Source organism: Myroides sp. C6-3, from assembly GCF_050522425.1.
Taxonomy (GTDB): Bacteria; Bacteroidota; Bacteroidia; order Flavobacteriales; family Flavobacteriaceae; genus Flavobacterium.
The window spans coordinates 161,605-183,109 of the sequence record NZ_JBMVQP010000001.1 but is presented as its reverse complement, the minus strand read 5'-3'; the positions used below and the strand labels follow the sequence as shown (position 1 = coordinate 183,109).

19 protein-coding genes and 3 tRNA genes are annotated in these 21,505 nt (G+C 36.4%); 5 read left to right on the top strand and 17 right to left on the bottom strand.

Going from position 1 to position 21,505, the window contains the following annotated elements; all coding sequences use genetic code 11:
* Nucleotides 1–5 precede the first annotated feature (5 nt).
* Both ACPDG9_RS00905 and ACPDG9_RS00900 read right to left on the bottom strand, forming a co-directional pair.
* Complete coding sequence (locus ACPDG9_RS00905) at nt 6–1,271, bottom strand: hypothetical protein (protein ID WP_430525980.1); 1,266 nt, start codon at nt 1,269–1,271, stop codon at nt 6–8.
* Nucleotides 1,249–1,998 (bottom strand): type III pantothenate kinase, encoded by a 750-nt coding sequence (locus tag ACPDG9_RS00900; protein ID WP_430525979.1) that lies wholly within the window; start codon nt 1,996–1,998, stop codon nt 1,249–1,251. The genes ACPDG9_RS00905 and ACPDG9_RS00900 overlap by 23 nt, the downstream gene beginning before the upstream one ends.
* A 126-nt stretch (nt 1,999–2,124) precedes the next feature.
* On the opposite strand from ACPDG9_RS00900, the gene ACPDG9_RS00895 reads away from it, so the two are divergent.
* The 3 genes from ACPDG9_RS00895 to ACPDG9_RS00885 all read left to right on the top strand — a co-directional run bounded on the left by ACPDG9_RS00895 (nt 2,125) and on the right by ACPDG9_RS00885 (nt 2,395).
* Nucleotides 2,125–2,197: transfer RNA gene (locus tag ACPDG9_RS00895), tRNA-Phe, on the top strand.
* 26 nt (nt 2,198–2,223) lie between these two features.
* Nucleotides 2,224–2,296 (top strand) — tRNA-Phe (locus ACPDG9_RS00890).
* 26 nt (nt 2,297–2,322) lie between these two features.
* Nucleotides 2,323–2,395: transfer RNA gene (locus tag ACPDG9_RS00885), tRNA-Phe, on the top strand.
* Between the two features lie 104 nt (nt 2,396–2,499).
* Here the strand turns inward: ACPDG9_RS00885 and ACPDG9_RS00880 are convergent.
* The 7 genes from ACPDG9_RS00880 to purH are packed head-to-tail and all read right to left on the bottom strand — an operon-like array spanning nt 2,500 to nt 10,085.
* Nucleotides 2,500–2,967: a hypothetical protein gene (locus ACPDG9_RS00880; protein ID WP_430525978.1), complete on the bottom strand. Its 468-nt coding sequence runs from the start codon at nt 2,965–2,967 to the stop codon at nt 2,500–2,502.
* 40 nt (nt 2,968–3,007) lie between these two features.
* Nucleotides 3,008–4,261: a rod shape-determining protein RodA gene (gene rodA / locus ACPDG9_RS00875; protein WP_430525977.1), complete on the bottom strand. Its 1,254-nt coding sequence runs from the start codon at nt 4,259–4,261 to the stop codon at nt 3,008–3,010.
* Entirely contained in the window at nt 4,258–6,123 is a 1,866-nt protein-coding gene (mrdA, locus tag ACPDG9_RS00870; protein WP_430525976.1) for a penicillin-binding protein 2, read from the bottom strand. Before mrdA ends, rodA begins: the two co-directional genes overlap by 4 nt.
* Nucleotides 6,120–6,641 carry a rod shape-determining protein MreD gene (locus ACPDG9_RS00865; RefSeq protein ID WP_430525975.1) on the bottom strand — a complete coding sequence of 174 codons (522 nt, stop codon included), beginning with the start codon at nt 6,639–6,641 and terminating at the stop codon, nt 6,120–6,122. Before ACPDG9_RS00865 ends, mrdA begins: the two co-directional genes overlap by 4 nt.
* Nucleotides 6,634–7,467, bottom strand: a complete 834-nt coding sequence (gene mreC / locus ACPDG9_RS00860; protein ID WP_430525974.1) for a rod shape-determining protein MreC — start codon at nt 7,465–7,467, stop codon at nt 6,634–6,636. Before mreC ends, ACPDG9_RS00865 begins: the two co-directional genes overlap by 8 nt.
* A gap of 8 nt (nt 7,468–7,475) precedes the next feature.
* A complete protein-coding gene (locus tag ACPDG9_RS00855; RefSeq protein WP_060872609.1) occupies nt 7,476–8,504 on the bottom strand; it encodes a rod shape-determining protein in 1,029 nt (342 codons plus the stop codon).
* Between the two features lie 54 nt (nt 8,505–8,558).
* Entirely contained in the window at nt 8,559–10,085 is a 1,527-nt protein-coding gene (purH, locus tag ACPDG9_RS00850; protein WP_430525973.1) for a bifunctional phosphoribosylaminoimidazolecarboxamide formyltransferase/IMP cyclohydrolase, read from the bottom strand.
* A 181-nt stretch (nt 10,086–10,266) separates the two neighbouring features.
* On the opposite strand from purH, the gene ACPDG9_RS00845 reads away from it, so the two are divergent.
* Complete coding sequence (locus ACPDG9_RS00845) at nt 10,267–11,517, top strand: ABC transporter permease (RefSeq protein ID WP_430525972.1); 1,251 nt, start codon at nt 10,267–10,269, stop codon at nt 11,515–11,517.
* Nucleotides 11,518–11,585: 68 nt separating this feature from the next.
* Here the strand turns inward: ACPDG9_RS00845 and accD are convergent, their stop codons facing one another.
* From accD to ACPDG9_RS00830, 3 genes are read right to left on the bottom strand one after another with little or no spacing between them, the layout of a single operon-like run.
* Nucleotides 11,586–12,440 (bottom strand): acetyl-CoA carboxylase, carboxyltransferase subunit beta, encoded by an 855-nt coding sequence (gene accD / locus ACPDG9_RS00840; protein WP_430525971.1) that lies wholly within the window; start codon nt 12,438–12,440, stop codon nt 11,586–11,588.
* Between the two features lie 46 nt (nt 12,441–12,486).
* Entirely contained in the window at nt 12,487–13,554 is a 1,068-nt protein-coding gene (gene fbaA / locus ACPDG9_RS00835; RefSeq protein WP_430525970.1) for a class II fructose-bisphosphate aldolase, read from the bottom strand.
* A 46-nt stretch (nt 13,555–13,600) separates the two neighbouring features.
* A complete protein-coding gene (locus ACPDG9_RS00830) occupies nt 13,601–16,063 on the bottom strand; it encodes a BamA/TamA family outer membrane protein (protein WP_430526001.1) in 2,463 nt (820 codons plus the stop codon).
* 144 nt (nt 16,064–16,207) lie between these two features.
* On the opposite strand from ACPDG9_RS00830, the gene ACPDG9_RS00825 reads away from it, so the two are divergent.
* Complete coding sequence (locus ACPDG9_RS00825; RefSeq protein WP_430525969.1) at nt 16,208–16,948, top strand: TrmH family RNA methyltransferase; 741 nt, start codon at nt 16,208–16,210, stop codon at nt 16,946–16,948.
* Here the strand turns inward: ACPDG9_RS00825 and ACPDG9_RS00820 are convergent.
* The 5 genes from ACPDG9_RS00820 to ACPDG9_RS00800 form a co-directional block, all read right to left on the bottom strand.
* Nucleotides 16,935–17,735 (bottom strand): porin family protein, encoded by an 801-nt coding sequence (locus tag ACPDG9_RS00820; RefSeq protein ID WP_430525968.1) that lies wholly within the window; start codon nt 17,733–17,735, stop codon nt 16,935–16,937. The two genes, ACPDG9_RS00825 and ACPDG9_RS00820, sit on opposite strands and share 14 nt — an antisense overlap.
* Nucleotides 17,736–17,737: 2 nt before the next feature.
* Entirely contained in the window at nt 17,738–18,466 is a 729-nt protein-coding gene (gene ubiE / locus ACPDG9_RS00815) for a bifunctional demethylmenaquinone methyltransferase/2-methoxy-6-polyprenyl-1,4-benzoquinol methylase UbiE (protein ID WP_430525967.1), read from the bottom strand.
* Between the two features lie 114 nt (nt 18,467–18,580).
* Nucleotides 18,581–19,147: a GNAT family N-acetyltransferase gene (locus tag ACPDG9_RS00810; protein ID WP_430525966.1), complete on the bottom strand. Its 567-nt coding sequence runs from the start codon at nt 19,145–19,147 to the stop codon at nt 18,581–18,583.
* Nucleotides 19,148–19,199: 52 nt separating this feature from the next.
* The gene (locus tag ACPDG9_RS00805) at nt 19,200–20,645 is read right to left on the bottom strand and encodes an alanine/glycine:cation symporter family protein (protein WP_430525965.1); all 1,446 of its coding nucleotides are present in this window, start codon (nt 20,643–20,645) and stop codon (nt 19,200–19,202) included.
* Between the two features lie 269 nt (nt 20,646–20,914).
* Nucleotides 20,915–21,442: an inorganic diphosphatase gene (locus ACPDG9_RS00800; protein ID WP_430525964.1), complete on the bottom strand. Its 528-nt coding sequence runs from the start codon at nt 21,440–21,442 to the stop codon at nt 20,915–20,917.
* Between the last annotated feature and the right edge of the window lie 63 nt (nt 21,443–21,505).

Genomic DNA, 21,505 nt, shown 5'->3' with positions numbered 1-21,505 from the left:
GCGTATTAGTCGAATCTGCGTTTTAAGAACCAGAAGTCATTCAACGATAGGCCAATAGATAAGTTAAAGTAATTTTCTTTAATTAACCCACTGTTTTTTGTTCCTCTATTTCCGTATTCAAGTCCGATATTAATGTTAGATAAAGTACGTCCAAACAAAGGTAATCCCGCGCCTACTGAAAAGGCATAATCATTGATTGATTCGTTTTTCAATACTAAACCTGTGTTTTCGTAACGGAATCCCGCACGGTACACCACGCGATCAAAATAGCTAGTGAAACTGTTGTATTTTGGAATATAGAATCCACCAATAGCGTAGCGTTTTGTGTCTTCAAATTTTGAATAGTGGGAAGTGTTCCAACTTGTTGCTAATTTGCTATTTTCAATGTAGGTGAATTGTCCAGAAACAAACCATTTGAGATGTTTTCCAATACCAGCTCCAAGCGCTAACTCTTGCGGCTTAGTCAAGTTTGTACTCGCTCTGAATACTTCTTTAGAATCGATAATAGCCCCATTGCCGTTTAACAGCCTTAAATTAGTTAAATTATCAGCGGTTAGTTTAGTTTCTGGGCTATAGGTAAGGTTCGCTTGCCAATCGTAATCTTTGTATTTTCCTTGGTATTGAACAGCTCCTCTAATTTCATATCCCTTGTAATCGATTCTTCTAGTTTCACTCGTTCTTGAAATTAGACCAAAACCATCTCCTGCATCAGTCATGGAGAGTAGTGTGGTGTGATCTGTATTTCCAAAGAAATAGCTTGCTTGAACCCCAACTTGTACTTTTTTGTTGATTTCATAACCAGTGGCTAAAAACACGCGGTTAATTCCACCTTTACCTTCAAGTTGGCTCATTGTTTTTTGTTCAAGGTCATTGGTTAGTTCCCTTTCAATTTTGTAACCCGTATTAGAATACGGCTGTAATCCGAAAACTACAGTTGTTTTTCTATTGATAGGCAAACCTAAGGCGAAATAATCAAGGGATTGACGCTTTATGTTATCGCTATTGTCGTTTGATTTAAAATTGTAGAATTTAGAGGTTGAGCCAATAGACAAAGTAGTAGCTTTTAATTGGCTAATAGCGGCTGGATTCATCAAGTTTAAGTGTAAACTATCAGAATACACACTATTACCTCCCATAGCTTTATATTCATTTGTACCATGGTAACCTAGATCTCCAATCCCGTAATAGGAATAGGGAGAAGCGGTTCCTTGCTGAGCGAAAGCTTGAGCGGATAAAATAAGGCTAAAGCTAAGAATGATTTTTTTTATCATTTTCAATTATGTATTGATATATATGGTTCAAACTTTCAGATAGAAAGTTTGGATTAGCAAATATTATATTTTTTAATCTTTTAGCCAAAAAAAGTGTATCCCCACCCGTTAAAATTATTGTTAAATCGGCATAATCTTTTTTATAACGATTGATAATATTGTCTATTTCTGCAATAATTCCGTTGATGACACCCGATTGAATTGATTCTTCTGTATTTTGACCAATATAGTAAGAAATTTCTTCAGATTGAAGATAGGGGAGTTTGGCTGTGTAATCGTTTAGTGCTTTATATCTCAATTGGAGCCCTGGGGAAATAGCTCCTCCTAGGTATTGATTTTCGGCATTGACAAAGTCATACGTGATACAAGTACCTGCATCGATAATCAAACGGGCTGTATTGGGATATAGAATTGTTGCCCCCGCAGCTACTGCTAAACGATCGATGCCTAAGGTATGGGGTGTTTTATAGCAGTTGATCAACGGAAGAGGAGTAGTGGCGGTAATCTGAACTAAATCGGTATTGGTTTGAAGCCAATTTTGAAGATTAGGATCCAGATAAACCACACTTGCTAGTACGATTTTAGGCTTTGTATCATTTTTTTTAAAAAAAAATAATAATTCTTCTTGTAGATTTTTTGTTGAAAGATATTCGGTTTTTAAAAGGCTATTGTTTTCAAACATAGCGAGTTTGGTTCTGGTGTTTCCGATATCAAGGGTGTAGATCATGGTTTGATTGCTTTGTAGAACAAAGATAAATAAAGAAAAATTGACTTGGATGTTTTGTAAGAATAAAAAAGTATTATATATTTGCAACCGCTTAAGAGAACAAAAGTTCACTACTAAAAGTCAATTGGTGCCTTAGCTCAGTTGGTAGAGCAAAGGACTGAAAATCCTTGTGTCCCTGGTTCGATTCCTGGAGGCACCACAAATTTTAAACTAAAACAAGCAACTGGTGCCTTAGCTCAGTTGGTAGAGCAAAGGACTGAAAATCCTTGTGTCCCTGGTTCGATTCCTGGAGGCACCACAAATTTTAAACTAAAACAAGCAACTGGTGCCTTAGCTCAGTTGGTAGAGCAAAGGACTGAAAATCCTTGTGTCCCTGGTTCGATTCCTGGAGGCACCACACAAGAAGAAACCGATAGCTTTTGTTATCGGTTTTTTAGTTTTATAAAGCGTTGAACCTTTACTAGTTAATAAAAAAAGCGAAACTTAAGTTTCGCTTTTTTCTTATTTTGTAAGATTTTCGTATTTGTATTCTTCGGCTTTAAATTCGAACTCTAAATTGGCAATTTCTGTTTGAAACTTATGCAATTTAGTTTTGATTTTTAGCTCTTGAACAGGGGCAATTTTACCCAAGGCCATATCACGGTTAAACGCGTCATTTTCCTTGTTGTATTTCGCTTTTGTTTTGTTTAGTTTGTCCGTTAGCTTTTGCATCTTCTTTTGGCTCTTAGCGATTTCTTTTTGCTTTTTTAGCTCCGCTTTTCTCTCGCGTTCAATTTGTTTTTGTTGCTGGTTGAAGGCCTTTAGCTCCTCAGCAGTCATCATTGGAACTTCTGAGACAACGCTTTCTACCACTTCTGCAACTGCTACTTCTGGAAGTATAGCAGTAGATTCTTCTTTTTGTACCTCTTGTGCTTGGATAGCAGCCGAACTAAGTAGGAATAAACCTGCGATTAAAACTGTTTTTTTCATTTCTTCTTCTCTATTTTTGTTTTTATTGTTGTTCTAAAGTTTACCATTCATTGATTCTATTGGCATCTAATTTTAGAAAGATGAATAGTAGTAATGTAAAGGCAATTAAACTCGAACCTCCATAAGAGAAAAACGGAAGAGGCACACCAATAGTAGGGAATAGTCCCACAAGCATACTGATGTTGAACGCGAAGTGAATGAATAGAAAACTCACCACACAATAACCGTACACCCTGTTAAATCTCTTTTTTTGTTTTTCTGCGAGGTAAATCAAGCGGAAAAATAGGCAAAGGAATAAAACGATGATTGTACTAGATCCTACGAATCCCCATTCTTCTCCAACTGTTGTAAAGATATAATCGGTATGTTGTTCAGGAACGAATCCACCCTTGGTTTGCGTTCCTTGTAAGAATCCAGTTCCATACCAACCTCCCGAACCAATCGCGATTTTCGATTGATTGAGGTTATATCCTTCAGCTTGAAGGTCTACATTTTCACCGAGTAAAACGTTTATTCTATCCTTTTGATGAGGTTCAAGAACGTTGTCGTAAACATAATCAACGGATAAAACAAAGCCGCACATTACGGTGGCTAAAATAAGATAAATAAAGGGGTTTCTATTGATGTTTTTGTTAAAGTAGTAGTGTAAGAGTGTTAATACTGCAATGGTTGTTATGATTAGAGATGGCTTTACTACTAAAGAACCGATAAATAAGAGAATAGTGATAAAACCCGTCCATAAATACCAAGAAGGTAATCCCTCGCGGAATAACACAAAAAGTAAAGAGGCAAATAACATGGCACTTCCTGTATCGTGTTTTAAGATAAGTAAGGTTGGTATTCCAATGATAATAAAGACCGTGGCTTGTTCTTTTAAAGTTTTTAAGGTCCCTTGATTGTCAGAGAAATATTTTGCTAGCAGTAGTGCTGTTGTTGTTTTGACGAACTCTGAAGGTTGTATTCCCAATCCTCCGATTTGATACCAGTTGGTCTGTCCTTTGACGGATTTACCAAAGAGAAATAAACCTAGTATGGATAGAATTCCCAAGATGTAAAAAATGAGGGCGTATTTTTCGTAAAACTTGGTGTCTAAGGCTAGAATGAGAATAATAAGCGGAATACACGTCAAGATAAACACGAGTTGTCTACCATATATTTGACTAAAATCAAATATACTTGCGTCTTCATTAGGGAGAGAGGTAGAGTAAATATTGACCCATCCCGCAACAACAAGTAAAAGGTATAACAAAATCGTTATCCAGTCTATGTGCTTCTGTACGCTTCCGCTTCTCATTGTTTTTTCGGCTTATCGGCTAAATTATATAATTGTAAAACTTTGTTGTATTCGCTTTCGAGACTTCCTTCTAACATTCGCTTTTCTAAATCTGTACGAACAATCTCCGGAAGGAGATATTTTTGAAGCATTAAACTCGTGATAGGTGCGGCCCATCGTGCTCCCCAAACTCCATTTTCAATAAAAACTGCTATGACGATTTTGGGATCATCAACTGGGGCAAAAGCGACGAAAACGGAGTGATCTGCCAATTGATAACGCTTGCCATTAATACGAGTAAAGTTTTCTACTGTTCCTGTTTTTCCTGCCATTTCGAGTTGAGGAACGGCCACACTTCGACCTGTACCAATATGGAAAACTTGATTCATCCCTTGGATAATGGGATCAAAGTGTTTCGGATCAATTGTAGTAACCTGTTTGGTTACGAACTTTTTGTCTATATTGTGATCTTCAATATTTTTAATGATATGAGGGGTGTAGTAGTAACCTTTGTTTGCTACAGCTGCCGCCATATTCGCTAATTGCATAGGAGTCATAATCACCTCACCTTGACCAATAGAGTTGGAAATGGTCGTTGTGCTTTTCCAACCTTTGTTTGGATACCAACGATCGTAGTAAGCCGAATTGGGAATGTGCCCTTTTCGTCCTTCGGGTAAATCATAACCTAAGAACTGCCCCAAACCAAAACTCTCTAAATGCTTACTCCAGCGATCAATACCTTCTGAAGGAGTTTTGTATTTTTCAATGATCTTTTTATAGGTTTGAGCAAAGTATGTATTGCACGACAAGGCAATTGCATGGCGTAAACTCCATGTTCCTGAATCGTGACATCCCATCCATGCTCCTCGGCCATAGTAAAAGCCTCTGTTACAACTAAAAGCAGAATGCTCTGTAATTACTCCCTCTTGTAGGCCGATTAGTCCTGTTAGGATTTTAAAGGGCGAACCAGGCGAATACTCTCCAGATAATACGCGATTGTATAGTGGTTTCGCAAGGGAATCGTTGTATAGTTTCGTGTAGTTTTTTGAACGTTCTCGTCCAACTAATAAACTCGGATCATAGGAAGGAGCGTTAATTAGGGCTAAGATTTCTCCCGTTTTAGGCTCAATCGCTACAATTCCTCCGCGTTTGTTCTTCATTAGAAGCTCTCCGTAGGCTTGTAGCTCATTGTCAATGGTTAGGGTAATGTCACTTCCTTTAATGGAAATAGTGTCGTAAATCCCATCTTTAAAAGAACCTATTTCGCGGTTAAAACGATCGCGCTGGATGTATTTAACGCCCTTAGTACCTCTTAAAATTTCTTCATATTGTTGTTCAACCCCTTGAATACCGATTAAGTCTCCAGAACGATAGTAGGGATTGTTCTTGATATTGTCTTCGTTTACTTGACGGATGTAACCAAAAATATTCGCTCCAGAATGTACTTGGTAATCTCTTAGCGAACGTTTTTGTACGTAAAAACCGTTGAAATGACGAATCTTTTCTTGAAAAGCAGCGTATTCTGATTTGCTCAGTTGAGCTAAAAATACAGAGGGTAAACGCGGACTGTAAACCGTTGCCTTTTGAAGTTTCGTTCTAAACTCTTCCAGCGATACATCGAGTAATTTACACAAGGCTAAGGTATCGATATCCTTCACCTCTCTAGGAATTACCATGATGTCGTATGAAGGTTGATTGGCAACTAATAATTTCTTGTTTCTATCGAATATGTAGCCTCTTTCGGGGTATTCATAAACAATTTTGAGCGCGTTGTTTTCTGATTTTTTGATATAGGTGTCGTCTACGACTTGTAGGTAAAAAAGTCGAATAAGAATGGTTATAGTTACTGCAACTACGATAATAGGAAGTAATAACTTTCTCATCTTTTGGACGGTTTAATCAAGTAAATAATTAAAATGCAACTGAGTAAAGTAGCTATTGTCGTTAATAAAGTACGCAATAAAATTTCCCAAATAAAATTAAAGCGAAGGAATTCTAATGCAAACAGAACAACGTGGTGAATAACTACGGTAAAAATTAAGTAACCAAATACCTCCATGGAAGAAAACAGATCCTTGGTTACCTTTCTCAATACATTAAGGTTGTGGTATTGGTAACTAATACCAAAGGAGAATTTAAGAACGAGTGGTCTACTAAAGGCTAGTATTAAAGAAGCCGCGGCGTGTACCCCACCAGAGTTCTCAAACATGTCTATGGTTAGCCCTAATAAAAAACTGGAAATATAGAACAGCGCTTTATTGCCATCCGTTGGATAGAGGATGATAAATAAAATATAAGGAAATGGATTTATAAAAGACAATAAATCCAGGTTGTTAAATATTAATACTTGTGCGATTAATAAGAAAACAAAGCGAGTTATATTTGAAATAGCACTATTCATTTCGAGTGGCTTCTTCTAGTTCGTTAATTTCATCAAGATCATTATTTTTAATCACATAAACATACCCTAAGTTTGTCATGTCATTAAAAAGTTTGACTTCAATCGTAAAGTAATTAGAGCTTTCTGTGGTATATGCTTTTTCGATGGTTCCAATGGGAATATTCTCGGGAAAGATATCTGAAATACCTCCAGTAACAATGGTATCTCCTTGAAAGAGTTCTGCTAGACGAGGGATGTCGTTTAGCTGAACGTATCCAGTGCTTTTTCCATCCCATTGTAAAGTTCCAAAGTGATTGGAGCCTTTAATCTTGGCATTGATTTTAGATTTAGCGTTTAAGATACTTTGGACGGTTGAATATTTTTTGGATGACTTTTGGATAATACCGACAATTCCGTTGCTATTGATTACTCCTAAATCTTTTGTAACACCTTCCCGTTGTCCTCCTTTTATGGTTAAATAGTTTTCTTTCGTGTTGAATTCGTTTTTAATTACTTTGGCAACGATAACATTGTAAACTTCTTCTTGGCCAGGAAGAAGAGGTAATTCGGCCGCTGCAGAATCCACCGCAATAGAACTATTAAAGGCTTGTTTTTTTAGTAGGGCATTTTCTAGAACCAAGGCGTCATTTTCTGTTTTAAGACGCATGTATTCCTTCAAACTATTTACATTTTCATAGACGTAACCCGTCACACCATTGGCCGAGCTAATAAATGAACTTTTGTGAAAGGTATGAGTTCGAAGTACTAAGGCAAATGATATAACTAAAAGCAGCAAAAACAGTAACTTAGTACTGTTTTTTATAAAGAAATTGATTATTTGCTGCATAGGTTAGTTTATTTGATCAATACACTTTTGTATTTGTCAATATTTTTGATGGCAAGACCTGTTCCGCGCACAACAGCACGTAATGGATCTTCTGCAATATAAACAGGTAAATCTGTTTTTTGAGAGATTCTCTTGTCTAAACCTCTCAACATAGATCCTCCACCTGCGAGGTAGATTCCTGTATTGTAAATGTCGGCTGCTAACTCAGGTGGTGTTTGAGATAGCGTTTCCATTACCGCATCTTCTATACGCTGTATTGATTTGTCTAACGCTTTTGCTATTTCTCGGTAAGAAACAGTTACTTGTTTTGGTTTTCCAGTTAACAAGTCACGTCCTTGAACGAGCATATCTTCTGGAGCTGTTTCTAAGTCTTCTGTAGCAGCTCCTGTTTGAATTTTGATCTTTTCTGCTGTACTCTCTCCAACAAATAAGTTGTGTTGTGTACGCATATAGTAAATGATGTCATTCGTGAATACATCACCTGCAATTTTTACTGACTTATCACAAACAATACCTCCAAGCGCAATAACAGCAATTTCTGTTGTTCCACCTCCGATATCTACAATCATGTTTCCTTTCGGTTGCATGATATCTACACCAATACCAATGGCTGCAGACATCGGTTCGTGTATTAAATAAACCTCTTTACCATTTACACGCTCACAAGATTCTTTTACTGCACGCATTTCCACTTCTGTAATACCAGATGGAATACATACAACCATGCGTAGAGCAGGGGTAAACATTTTCTTTCTTAGTGCAGGAATGCTCTTGATAAAGAGGCTTATCATTTTTTCTGATGCGTCAAAGTCAGCAATAACTCCGTCTTTTAAAGGGCGTATTGTTTTGATGTTACCATGAGTTTTCCCTTGCATCAAACTCGCTTCTTTTCCAACGGCTATGATTTTTCCCGTTGTCCTATCTCTAGCAACGATTGATGGATTGTCAACGACAACTTTCCCATCGTGAATGATTAGGGTGTTCGCAGTTCCTAAGTCGATTGCGATATCTTCCGTCATGAAATCAAAAAATCCCATAAATATAAAAGGCTTTTAGAGTTAATATTTTTGTTGTTTTACAAAATTAGTAAATTAATGTTTAAAATGACGAATTCCAGTGAAAACCATTGCGATTTTATTTTCATCGCAATAAGTGATGCTTAACTCATCCTTAATTGAACCTCCTGGTTGAATTACAGCTGTAATTCCCGCTTTATCTGCAATCTCTACACAATCAGGGAAAGGGAAAAATGCATCACTCGCCATAACAGCTCCTTTTAGGCTGAATTCAAATGAATTAGCTTTTTCAATCGCTTGGCGTAAAGCATCTACTCTCGAGGTTTGTCCTGTTCCAGATGCACATAGTTGTCCGTCTTTCACTAAAACAATCGTATTTGACTTTGTGTGTTTACAAATTTTAGAAGCAAATAATAAATCGTCTACTTCTTTCGCTGTAGGGGCTACTTTAGTAACTGTTGTTAAGTGGTCTTTATTGTCTGTCACGTTATCTTTATCTTGTACTAAGATACCATTTAAACAAGTACGTACGTGTTTCGTTGGTAAATCAATCTCGTTTAAGATTAGGATAATTCTGTTTTTCTTTTCTTTTAAAATTTCAATAGCTCCTGCTTCATAAGCTGGCGCGATAACAACCTCACAGAATAATTGGTTGATTTCTGTTGCTGTTGCTGTATCAATTGTACCATTTGCAATTAAAACACCTCCAAAAGCAGAAGTAGGATCTCCAGCTAAGGCATCTACATAGGCTTCTTTCATTGTACTTCTTTGTGCAACTCCACAAGCATTGTTGTGTTTTAAGATCGCAAATGTAGGCTGCTCTCCCTTAAACTCATTCATTAAGTTTACAGCTGCATCAACATCCAAAAGGTTGTTGTATGATAGCTCTTTTCCATTTAGTTTTTCGAATAACTGATCGAAATTACCAAAGAAATGACCTTTTTGATGTGGGTTCTCTCCATAACGCAACTCAATACCTTCTGAATGACTGATTTTTAAGGTGTCCTCTGCTTCGTTGAAGTAATTGAAAATAGCTCCATCATAGTGTGAAGAAACGTGAAATGCCTTTGTCGCTAATAAACGTCGCTGTGCTAATGTTGTTGAACCTTCGTTTTCAACAATCATTTGCAAGAATAATTCATACTCGTTTACGGAAGGTACAATAATTGTATCTTGAAAGTTTTTCGCTGCAGCACGGATTAATGAAATTCCTCCAATATCAATTTTTTCAATGATATCTGCTTCATTAGCACCTGATGCAACTGTTTTTTCGAAAGGATATAAATCAACAATAACTAAATCAATTTGAGGAATATCAAATTCTTTCATTTGTTGAACATCTCCTTCGTGATTTTGTCTATTTAAGATTCCACCAAAAATTTTTGGATGTAAGGTTTTTACTCTACCCCCTAGTATGGAAGGATAAGAAGTAATGTCTTCTACAGGTACTACAGGTATACCCAAATCTTTAATGAAAGTTTCTGTACCCCCTGTTGAGTAGATCGTTACCTCGTTTTTGTGTAATTCTCTTACAATAGGTTCTAATCCGTCTTTGCTAAAAACAGAAATTAATGCCGATTGAATCTTTTTAGTTGTGTTCATTGCGTGTTATTAATTAAACGGCAAAAATAACTAATGTCTAGGTATTTATAAAGTTAATAGAGAAGTTTTTATTTTAATTTTAAGAAACGTAAATTGTCTTGTTTTTTTAGAAGAAAAAGGAAGAGAGTTGTAACTTTTATCTTCTTCTTCTACTAATAAGGTTGTTGTCGAACTTGTTGCTATGATACTATATTTTAGACTTTTACTCAGTAGCTTTCAATTTGCTGTTAATGCATTGAGAACGAATAAACTAAGGACTTTACTCTCTTTATTAGGGGTAACCGTTGGTATTTTTTCAATCATTGCTGTTTTAGCTGCAGTAGATTCAATGGATCGCATGCTAAAGTCTGAGCTTAGTGGTTTTGATCGAAATATGATTTACGTGTTCAATCATTCCTTTGGCCCGTCTGAAATTCCCCGTTGGAAGATTGATCAATTTCCCAATGTTACCTATGAAGAATACGATTATTTAAAGCGAAATTTGAAAGAGGTCGAGTATGCGTCTTTTAATTTTTTTGTGCGCAATGAAAATATGAAGGCGGATCGCTATTATGCTAATGATGTTATTGTTCGTCCCTCTAGTTCGGATATGCAGTACTTAGATAACGTAAAAATAGAGCGTGGACGATTTTTTAACGAAGCGGAGGCGGTAAACGGAAGTGCTGTAATCGTAATTGGAAATGAAATTGCCAATACGCTTTTTCCCAGTCAAGATCCTCTTGGTAAAAATGTGCGATTATATGGAAGGCGATTTGTTGTTATTGGCGTTTTGGATAAACAAGGAGCAATCTCCATTGGAGGAGGGCATGATGAAACGGCTTATATCCCTGTAAATTTATTCCGACAGATGTTTGGTGATAATATCAAAGCATACACTCCCGTGATTATTTTGAAACCCAATAACCAAACGGATATCAAACTTTTTGAGGATGATATCACGTCAAAATTACGCGCTTTTAGAGGATTAAAAGTAGGAGAGGATACTAATTTCTTTGTCAACGTATTCGGAGGAATGATGGAGTTTCTTGACAATATCATCAGTCAAATGAATTTGGTTGGTTGGATTATCAGTATGTTTTCCTTGCTGGTCGGGGGATTTGGAATCGCTAATATAATGTTTGTATCAGTAAAAGAGCGCACTCACTTAATTGGTATACAAAAAGCAATAGGAGCAAAACGCCGTATTATTTTGTTACAGTTTTTATTTGAATCGATTATACTAGCCCTTATCGGAGGATTAGTTGGAATACTCTTCGTATGGTTAATTGCAGAAGGAGTAAGTGTATTGGTAGATTTTCAATTCGTATTGAGCTTTTACAATGTTGTTTTAGGACTGGGGCTGTCGATTATCATTGGTTTGATTTCAGGCTATCTCCCCGCACGTTCCGCCGCAAAATTAGACCCAGTAGAAGCTATTCGATCTGGAATGTAGGGTTTGGTTAACGGTTTACGGATCACAGATAGATAATAAAAAAGTCTTCCGAAAGGAAGACTTTTTTATTATCTAATAGGACGATTTAAAATCAAATCTAAGTATAGATTTACATTTTTCTTCAACTCTTTACGGTGAGTAATAAAGTCTAGGAATCCATGTTCTAACAAGAATTCAGACGTTTGGAATCCTTCTGGCAAATCTTTACCTGTTGTATCTTTTACAATACGCGGTCCAGCGAAGCCGATTAATGCTCCTGGTTCAGCGATGTTGATATCACCTAACATAGCGAAAGAGGCTGAAATTCCTCCTGTAGTTGGATCTGTACATAGTGAAATGTAAGGGATTTTCGCGTCGCTTAGTTGCGTTAACTTAGCAGACGTTTTTGCCATTTGCATCAGTGAAAATCCAGCTTCCATCATACGAGCTCCTCCTGATTTAGAAATCATTAGAAAAGGAATTTTGTGTTTTAAAGCGTAGTCAATACCTCTCGCAATTTTTTCACCCACTACGGATCCCATAGATCCACCAATGAAAGCAAAGTCCATTGCAGCAACAACTAATTTTTCTCCTTTTGAATTTCCAACAGCTACACGCACAGCATCGTTAAGCTGTGTTTTTGAAGTAGCTTCTTTTATGCGGTCTACATATTTTTTTGTATCCTCAAATTTCAACATATCTTTTGAAGATAAGCTTTTTGCTATTTCTTTGTAATCGCCATTATCAAAAAGAATTTCAAAATATTCTTTACTGCCAATTCGAACGTGGTAACCATCTTCTGGACTTACCCAAAGATTTTTTTCTAATTCTTCAGAGTCAATAATTTTACCTGTTGGTGATTTGTACCATAAACCTTTTGGTATATCTTTTTTGTCCTCAGTTGGTGTTTGAATTCCTTTTTCTTTTCTTTTAAACCAAGCCATAAATGTCTGTTTTGTTTATACTATGTTAATAGGTTTACGCAAGAAATTACAACGTATTCACATTGTTTAAGTCTTTGAATGCCTCTTCTAAACGAGTATTGAAAGTGATTTCTCCTTGTCTTACCCATGCACGTGGATCGTAGTACTTTTTGTTTGGTACATCCGCTCCTTCAGGGTTGCCTATTTGTGTTTTTAAATATTCGATTTTGGAAGTCATGTAGTCTCTAATTCCTTCAGTATAAGCAAATTGCATATCTGTATCGATATTCATTTTGATCACGCCATAAGAAATAGCTTCTCTAATTTCTTCTAATGATGAACCAGAACCACCATGAAATACAAAATCAACAGGATTGTGTCCTAGGTTGAATTTTTTCGCTACATAATCTTGAGAGTTTTTCAAGATTATAGGGGTAAGTTTTACGTTTCCTGGTTTGTAAACTCCATGTACGTTTCCGAAAGCAGCTGCAATGGTAAAGCGTGAACTTACTTTGCTTAATTCTTCATAAGCGTAAGCTACTTCGTCTGGTTGTGTATATAGTTTAGAAGAATCTACTCCAGAGTTATCTACTCCGTCTTCTTCTCCTCCTGTAATTCCCAATTCAATTTCTAAAGTCATACCCATCTTGTCCATTCTTTCAAGGTACTTTTTGGAAATTTCAATATTTTCTTCGATTGGTTCTTCAGATAAATCGATCATATGTGAACTAAATAGAGGTTTGCCATACTTAGTCATATGTTCTTCACTAGCCTCTAGTAAACCATCAATCCAAGGTAATAGCTTTTTTGCACAGTGATCTGTATGTAAAATAACAGGCACACCATAAGCTTCAGCTAAAGCGTGTACGTGTTTTGCTCCTGCGATAGCTCCTGCAATAGCAGATTTTTGATTTTCGTTTGATAAACCTTTTCCAGCTATAAAAGAAGCACCGCCATTCGAAAACTGAATAATAACAGGCGCATTTAGTTTTGCTGCTGTTTCCAATACACCGTTAATAGTACTAGAACTAGTCACGTTAACAGCTGGTAAAGCAAAACCTTTCTCTTTTGCATAGTTGAATATTTCTTGCACTTGATCTCCAAATGCTACTCCAGGTTTAATATTGTGTGCCATAGTCGTGTGTTTAATTTATTGGACAAAAATACTAATTATTATTTGATTAGAATGGATAATTAATACCAACATTCAAGACAGACTCCTTGAAGCTAAATTCTCCAAACCATTTGCGTTTAGAGTAAACAGAAGGATCATACGTTTTGAACCCCATATCTAATCGGAATACAAAGAAACTAAAGTCGTAGCGAATTCCAAAACCTGAACTCACTGCTAAATCCTTTAAAGAACTTATTCCATTGAAGGTGTAGTTCTTATCCTCAATGTTGTCGAAAACATTCCAAATGTTACCTGCATCCACAAAGAAAGCACCATTCCACTTACCTGTTATATTGAAACGGTATTCTGTACTAAAGAAAAGTTTCATGTTGGCTTCATTAAAATCGTTGATTCCTCCACTTTTACCAGGACCTAAACGATACGATTGCCACCCGCGGTTGTCATTCGAACCTCCTGAAAAATAACTTCGAGAGAAGGGAATGGAGTTGGCATTGCCATAAGGCACAGCTAAACCACCAAATAAACGAATAGCAACTACTTGTTGACGCCCTAAATCCCAATACTTCACATAGTCTAATTCTGTTTTAATATACTGAGAATATTCAACGTCAAATAGCGTTCTCTTTCCTGTATGCCCTTCTTTATCACTTACTTTATTCATGATTAAGTCTAACAAACCGCCTGCTGCTTCTACTTTGGCACGTACCGTATAAAAACTATTGTCATTAATTCCTGTTCTCGTAGAGGAATTAAATGAAATGTTAGAGGCTAAGATTAGGTTATTTTCAGAAAGGCGAACTTTTCGCTCTTGAATACTTCTTATTTCGCTGTAATCTTCTGGAGAAATACCCATAGGATTGTTCGTTGCTAATGCATCTGATATGAATCGATTAGCTCCCTCTCCTTGGATCGTTAAATTTCCGTTTTCATCGACGTAATCCGTTGGTATTTCATATTCTTTTGAAATTCGATTTAGGGTGTTGTAAGAAGATTTATACACACTAAAGTAGTTGTTCGGATTGGTGTTTCTTACATATTGAATATTGGCAACATCGACGCTAAATGAATTTTTACGCGATGGATACCAGCTGTAATTAATAATACCTGTAAAGTTGTCTTTATCTAGTCCAATATTTCGTTGTCTGGCGAATCCAAAACTCATTGCTGTGGTTGGTAACATGGTTTTAGGAATGATTTTGTTGGAGGCGAAAGGAAACAAAAAGCGGGGAAAGGTTAACTTGATATCTGCTCCATATTCCGTGACGTTGAAAAATACATCATTGGGGTTGCTCATTTGTCTAGAAGAACCGATGGTTCCTCTTAAGCCAAATTCTAAGATTTCAGCTCCTCTAAAAACATTTCGAAACAATAATCCCATGCTACCACCAATACCAAAATCTTGTATATTGGAGTGGGTGACATCCAACGAAGGGTTAAAGGTCATCTTTTTTCTCGAGGTTAGGTAGATATTGCTAATTAAGGTTTTTCCTTCAGGATCACTGGGATCTTCCAGATACTCAATCACCGGATAATTGAAAATGCGCAAGTTACTGATGGAACGCGAGGTTAAAATACGTCTCGAATCACTAAAAGTACTTTGAGGTGTAATAAAGATCGCATCTGTCAAGGCTTTGGGCTTGTATTGCAATTTTGTAGAGCTGTAAATAGAAAAACCATTATACTGCAGGCTATCTAAAACATAGGCCTTGTTTTTGGAAACATTGTCTGTGAAAATGTTAACCTTGCTTATTTGGTAGATCTTAAATGGAGCTTGCGCCAGTGTATCTCCTGATTTAACCGTTTGTTCATCGACGATTAATAGAACGTTTGCTTTGTTTTTATGCTCTAAAATTGTGTCTACTTCATAGCGAATATTAATCTCTTGAAAGTGATAGGCACCATTATTTCTGAAGATACTAGTTAATCGTTTGCGTTCTTCTTCAAAGTTGTTTACGTCAAAAACAGTATTTTCTTTTAAAGTACTTTTAGTTTTGTTTTTTTCGTAAAGCTTGTTTAAAGCAGGTGTAGAGATTAAATAGGAAATACTGTCTATAAAATAAGGGTTCCCTGTTGTTACATAGTAAGAATTAGCTACTTTTTGATCTCCAATGCGTTTTTTTTCATTGGCCACTTTTGTGTCGAAAAAACCTTTGTTGAAGTAGTAGTTTTTTAAGCGACTTACCGATTTTTCTGTTTTAAGACTATCGTATAACACGGGGGGTTCTCCTGTTTTCATCAGGAAGTTGTTGAAACCTGAAATGGCGAAAGATTGACCAAGGCGATTGACCTGTTTTTTAGAAAGCAATCCTTCTAAAGCGCTATTTGTTTTTGGATGCTTATTTAGCCACGCATGGTAGTTGGAATCCGCATCTTGCTTGGCTAGATTATATAGATTAAGTCGCAGACGTGTGCCAATAACTGGAAACTTACTATTGGGTTGTTGATAGAGCTGGTTGTGAATTTCCTCTTTGGAAGTTTTTTTGTCGTTAATGACAATGGTGTTCTCCATCAATAAATCATAATCCTCTGGCACATTCTTCGTTAGAGAACACGAAAAAAAACATGCAGTGGTTATGATAATAAGTGCTATTTTTGATAAATATTTGCCCAACTTGATTACATCGATATATATAGATCAAAAATACATTTTTTTATGGTTACCAAAAACCAAATTAAGCTAATAAAGAGCCTACATCAAAAAAAATACAGAAAAGAGCATCAAATGTTTATAGCAGAAGGAGTTAAAGTTATAGAAGAACTTTTGCGATCTTCTTTTGTGCTTGAGCATTTGTACGTGACGGATCAAGTGCAATTTAATGTACCTAAGAATCAAATTACGGTTGTCTCACAAGAAGAACTACAGAAAATGAGTGCGTTAACGACAACGCCTAATTGTTTGGCAGTCTTTCATTGTTTAACGAGTAAAACAATTGATTTTTCAGATTGGGTAGTTGCATTAGATGATATTCGAGATCCTGGTAATTTGGGTACAATTATTCGTTTATGCGATTGGTTCGGTATTCGTCACTTGGTGTGTTCACTGGAAACCGTTGATGTCTACAATCCCAAGGTTATTCAAGCTACAATGGGATCTGTTTCTCGCGTAAATATTCAGTATACCGATTTAACTGCTTTAATGCAGACCCTAGATGTTCCGGTTTATGGTACTTTTTTAGGGGGAGAAAATATCTATGAAATGCGAAAGGTGCAACCTGGTGTGATTGTAATGGGAAATGAAGCGAACGGTATTTCTTCCGCTATAGCACAACTTGTTTCTCGAAAAATAACAATACCGCGTTTTGGTGATTTACAACAAACCGAAAGTTTGAACGTAGCGATGGCTGCATCCATTGTTTTAAGCGAGTTTAGGAGAACCGTTTTTAGTGAACAGTAAAGTTTAGGAAAATCCCTTTTGTTTTCATTGACGTGATGTGACCTGTCCATGGACTATCTGGGTTTCTGTCGCGAATTAATTCATCATTTAATCCAAACACACCGCGGATAGATGGGCTAAATTTGAAGTATTCAAAGTAGATGTCAATTCCTACCCCCAATTCATAGTTGGTCGTCCATTGCTTCATTCTCCAAACCCCTTCGTAGTTGTCATCATCTGATTTGTGGTTGCTACTTAAATTTAAGTCAGCAGAAAATCCTCCCAAGACATAAGGGCGAATATTACCGGTTCTCAAAGCAGAAAACTTGACTAATAAAGGCAGGTGAATTAAGGTAGTGCTAATGGATTTATTTCCTGAATTAAGTAGTTCTTGAATCGAAGGGAGCGATTCTAACGGAACATTCTTGGCATAGTAATCCATAATCAATGCACTCGGAAATTTCAAGTCTCTTTTGGAGTAGACTAATCCTGGTTCAAAACGCAAATCGATGTATTCGGTTATGCGAAGATTTCCTACGAGTCCCACATTAAACCCCATATTTCCAGTTACTTGGATTTCTGAGTGGTCAGTTCCATATTCATTAGCTAAGCTTTTGACCTTGTCATGGTACTGTTTATCATATGAATAGCTGAAATTCAAAAAGTTAGATCCTAGGTAGTATCCGTAGTGAACGCGTTGTTTATCCCAATCCGGTTTATTTCGGATAGGATTTTTTCCAAAAATCCACTGTGCAGATACATTTGCAGAGGTGAATAGAATAACAAGTAAAATAAACAGTTTTCTCATAACTACTTTGAAGCAGAATATATGGTTGCTATACCCATCGTTTGTGGACGGTGTTTTACAGTCTTAAACCCAACTTTCACTAAAATATTGTTCAATTCTTGACCAAAAGGGAAATTTTTAGCCGAATCAGATAAATATTTATAAGCATCTTGATCTTTTGAAAACAGTTTACCCATGAATGGCATGATGTTTTTCGTGTAAAAGAAGTAGCCTTGCTTAAATGGAAATTTAGTCGGAACTGAGGTTTCTAAGATAATAAAAATTCCATTAGGTTTTAATACTCTTAAAATTTCTGTTAAACCTTTTTCTAAATTTTCAAAATTTCGTATTCCAAAGCCTACTGTTATGGCGTCAAATGAGTTGTCTTCGAAAGGTAAATTCTCAGAATCTCCTTGGATCATCTCAATGCGATTATCTAGATTTAGTGCCTTTATTTTTTTTCTACCAACCTCTAACATTCCTGCTGATAGATCTAAACCTGTGATTTTTTGAGCGTTTGTTTTGGATAAAAGAATCGCCATATCGCCAGTTCCTGTTGCGATATCCAAAATAGTATCCGGATTCGTTTCGGAAACTAGTTGTAAGACTTTTCTTCTCCAACCTTGATCCGTCCCTAATGAGATCATACGATTCAAATTGTCATAATTTCCAGAAATCGTATCGAACATTTGCTCTACTTGTTGTTTTTTGCCAAGTTGAGAATCTTTATAGGGCGTGATATTTTTACTCATTGTCATTATTTTTAGGCAAATATAAATAATCTCTATTAAAAAGCAGAGTTCTCAAGTGGAATAAAGCTAGGGGATAAAAAAAGGGAATACCACTTCGGTATTCCCTTGTATGAATTAAAACTGAATGTACATGTGATAGTATGCTCCACCAACAAAATCAATTTGTTTGCCTTGTACAAATCCCAAGCGCGAGTACAATTTCATTGCGTTTGGATTCTCTAAGTCAACAATGAGACCAATCTGTTTGTATTGTTGACTCTTTGCAAAGTCCGTAGCGGCTTGAAGTAAATGACTACCAACGCCTTTTCCTTGAACAAGAGGAGAAACTGCAACGGTATCTAAGTAGTATTCGCCGCCTTCGGTTTCTGGTTCAGGAATCATGTCATTGTTGTATTTATTCTTCATTAATTCCAATACAGGCTCTCTGAGCTTGTAAAAATCATCTCCGTTATATCCTGTAATAGAACCAACTACATTTTCTTCTTCGTCAACTGCAACGAAAGTATTTTGATAGCTGTATAAGTTGTCCGGTTGTTTGAATAGGGTAGTAAGAAAGTTTATCGCTTCTTCAATATCCTCTTGTTGAATGAAACTAAATACAATGTCTTCCATCGCTTGTAACATTAATTCAGGTACAACATCAAAATCTTCCCTTTGTGCAGGTCTAATAGTGTAATGCATGATTTTTATTTTTTAGTTGTAGCAAAGGTAGAAAAGAGTTTGTTGTCTTGAGCTAACTTTGTTTTTCTTTTAGGAATCTTTGCCAAATAGCACTGGCATTTTTAATTTTTAAGCGTTCAGGATCAAAGATTGGATTGATTCCTTGCTTGTATTGTGTAATATAGTCGTTTAAAGCAACAATTGTAGGTTTGTGTAGCAGTAGAATGACGATAAAATTGATCCATGCCATAAGGCCAACACCTATATCTCCAATGCCCCATGCAAGAGAAGATTCATTAATAGAGGCGTAGAAAACTGTGCCTAAAAGGGTGAAACGCATGATCCAGCGCAGTATTTTGTGGGGTTGATCTGTCAGGTAGTTAAAATTAGATTCGGCTATAAAGACATAAGACATAATGGTTGTGAAAGCGAAAAAAGTCAAGGCAATAGCGATAAATTGACTCGCTACTAGCGGAAAATGTACTGCAATGGCTTTTACGGTGTAGGCAGAACCTACTTCTACTCCTGGGATATTGTTTACAATGTAGTTACCCGCTTCATCAAAAACATTGTATTGATGGGTAAATAAAATCATTAAAGCCGTAGCAGTACAGACAAATAAAGTGTCAATATATACAGAGAAAGCCTGTACGAGTCCTTGTTTTACAGGGTGAGACGTTTCCGATGCAGCAGCAGCATGTGGCGCTGTACCTTGCCCAGCCTCATTGGAATAAATGCCGCGTTTCACTCCCCACGCGATAGCAGCGCCAAAGATTCCACTGAAGGTTGCCTCTAAGTTAAAGGCAGAACGAAAGATTAAAGCAAAGATAGCGGGGATTTCTTTCGCGTTAATAGCAATGATGATGACAGCCATGATGATGTAAATCACGGCCATAAAAGGAACAACGACTTGTGCAATTCTCCCAATTTTTTTTGCCCCACCAAATACAGTCAAACTAAGTAATACACAAGTAGCTAACCCTGTGATCCATTGAGGAATGTGAAAAGCGTCTTTGATGCTAATTGAAATGCTGTTTCCTTGAATACTCGGTAAAAATAACACGCAACTAATAATGGTTACAAGAGCGAAAAGCAACGCCAGTTTTTTGTTGTTTAATCCTTTTTCAATATAAAAAGCAGGACCTCCGCAGTAATGTCCGTTTTTCTCTTCTTTGTAGATTTGGGCTAAGGTTGATTCAACAAAGGCAGATGCACTACCTAAAAAAGCAATCATCCACATCCAAAAGATAGCACCAGGCCCTCCGTAAGCAATTGCAGTGGCTACACCAACGATATTTCCTACACCCACACGTCCTGCTATTGCAATACTAAAGGCTTGAAATGGACTTACTCCCTTTTCCGAAGAACCTTCTGTAAATAAGAGTTTTACCATTTGCTTGATGTAACGGACTTGTACAAAACGCGTTTTAATCGTGAAAAATAACCCAGCCCCTAGACATAATAGGATAAAGGTAGTGGACCAGATAATGCTGTTGATGAATTTGATAGCTTCTTCCATTTGACTTAATTTGAAAATGAAAATAGTGAATTTTCTATCAAATACCTTGTTGATTTGTTTTTATTGTGTAAAATAACGTTGTTTTGTTTATATAGTGAAGTGAATTTGTGGTTTTGGTGTGATTTTTTAATGTATGGATGAGGAGGTAGAGGAAATCGCAGCATAGGTTCTTTAAAGACCAAAATAACTATAAACCTAATGAGATAACTGATAACCAAAAAAGCCACCTAACAATGAGGTGGCTTTTATGCGTATGATGTGTGTGTTTATTAGTAGCGGATGCTAAATAAACCTTCTGCTTTGTTTTCTAAGTTGTTGAAACGAGCTGTACATTCTTGAATCATTTTGATTGCAGCAGCTTTATCTCCAAAACCATTGGTAGTAACTTTTTTGTTCTCTAAGTCTTTGTATACTTTAAAGAAATGTTCTACTTCTTGTTTGAAGTGCTCGTTTACGTCATGGATATCGTTTAACTTGTTCATCAATGGATCAGATACTGGAACACAAAGAATTTTCTCATCTTGTCCTTTATCATCAGCCATATAGAAAATACCTACAGGTTTTACTTCTACAACCAATCCTGGGAGAGATGGTTCAGTAAACATTACTAATACATCAAGAGGATCTCCATCTAAAGCTAACGTTTCTGGAATAAAACCGTAGTCTGCGGGATATCTCATGTTTGAGTAAAGTAAACGGTCGAATCTCAAACGTTTTAAATCGAAATCGTATTCATATTTATTTCTGCTACCTGCTGGAATCTCAACAAAGGCATCAAAAGTTTCGAATGTACTCATATTCATTTATTTTATAATCAAATAACTTAATAATGGGGGCAAAAATACTTCAATTCGTGTTGT

Bases quoted from the DNA above. Each gene is read 5' to 3' on its own strand.
- purH (WP_430525973.1), bottom strand. From the start codon at position 10,085: ATGAACACAACTAAAAAGATTCAATCGGCATTAATTTCTGTTTTTAGC.
- ACPDG9_RS00845 (WP_430525972.1), top strand. From the start codon at position 10,267: ATGATACTATATTTTAGACTTTTACTCAGTAGCTTTCAATTTGCTGTT.
- ACPDG9_RS00805 (WP_430525965.1), bottom strand. From the start codon at position 20,645: ATGGAAGAAGCTATCAAATTCATCAACAGCATTATCTGGTCCACTACC.
- mrdA (WP_430525976.1), bottom strand. From the start codon at position 6,123: ATGAGAAAGTTATTACTTCCTATTATCGTAGTTGCAGTAACTATAACC.
- ACPDG9_RS00820 (WP_430525968.1), bottom strand. From the start codon at position 17,735: ATGAGAAAACTGTTTATTTTACTTGTTATTCTATTCACCTCTGCAAAT.
- fbaA (WP_430525970.1), bottom strand. From the start codon at position 13,554: ATGGCACACAATATTAAACCTGGAGTAGCATTTGGAGATCAAGTGCAA.
- mreC (WP_430525974.1), bottom strand. From the start codon at position 7,467: ATGCAGCAAATAATCAATTTCTTTATAAAAAACAGTACTAAGTTACTG.
- ACPDG9_RS00880 (WP_430525978.1), bottom strand. From the start codon at position 2,967: ATGAAAAAAACAGTTTTAATCGCAGGTTTATTCCTACTTAGTTCGGCT.
- ACPDG9_RS00900 (WP_430525979.1), bottom strand. From the start codon at position 1,998: ATGATCTACACCCTTGATATCGGAAACACCAGAACCAAACTCGCTATG.
- ACPDG9_RS00830 (WP_430526001.1), bottom strand. From the start codon at position 16,063: ATGGAGAACACCATTGTCATTAACGACAAAAAAACTTCCAAAGAGGAA.
- ACPDG9_RS00865 (WP_430525975.1), bottom strand. From the start codon at position 6,641: ATGAATAGTGCTATTTCAAATATAACTCGCTTTGTTTTCTTATTAATC.
- ACPDG9_RS00810 (WP_430525966.1), bottom strand. From the start codon at position 19,147: ATGCATTACACTATTAGACCTGCACAAAGGGAAGATTTTGATGTTGTA.
- ACPDG9_RS00825 (WP_430525969.1), top strand. From the start codon at position 16,208: ATGGTTACCAAAAACCAAATTAAGCTAATAAAGAGCCTACATCAAAAA.
- ACPDG9_RS00800 (WP_430525964.1), bottom strand. From the start codon at position 21,442: ATGAGTACATTCGAAACTTTTGATGCCTTTGTTGAGATTCCAGCAGGT.
- accD (WP_430525971.1), bottom strand. From the start codon at position 12,440: ATGGCTTGGTTTAAAAGAAAAGAAAAAGGAATTCAAACACCAACTGAG.
- rodA (WP_430525977.1), bottom strand. From the start codon at position 4,261: ATGAGAAGCGGAAGCGTACAGAAGCACATAGACTGGATAACGATTTTG.
- ACPDG9_RS00855 (WP_060872609.1), bottom strand. From the start codon at position 8,504: ATGGGATTTTTTGATTTCATGACGGAAGATATCGCAATCGACTTAGGA.
- ACPDG9_RS00905 (WP_430525980.1), bottom strand. From the start codon at position 1,271: ATGATAAAAAAAATCATTCTTAGCTTTAGCCTTATTTTATCCGCTCAA.
- ubiE (WP_430525967.1), bottom strand. From the start codon at position 18,466: ATGAGTAAAAATATCACGCCCTATAAAGATTCTCAACTTGGCAAAAAA.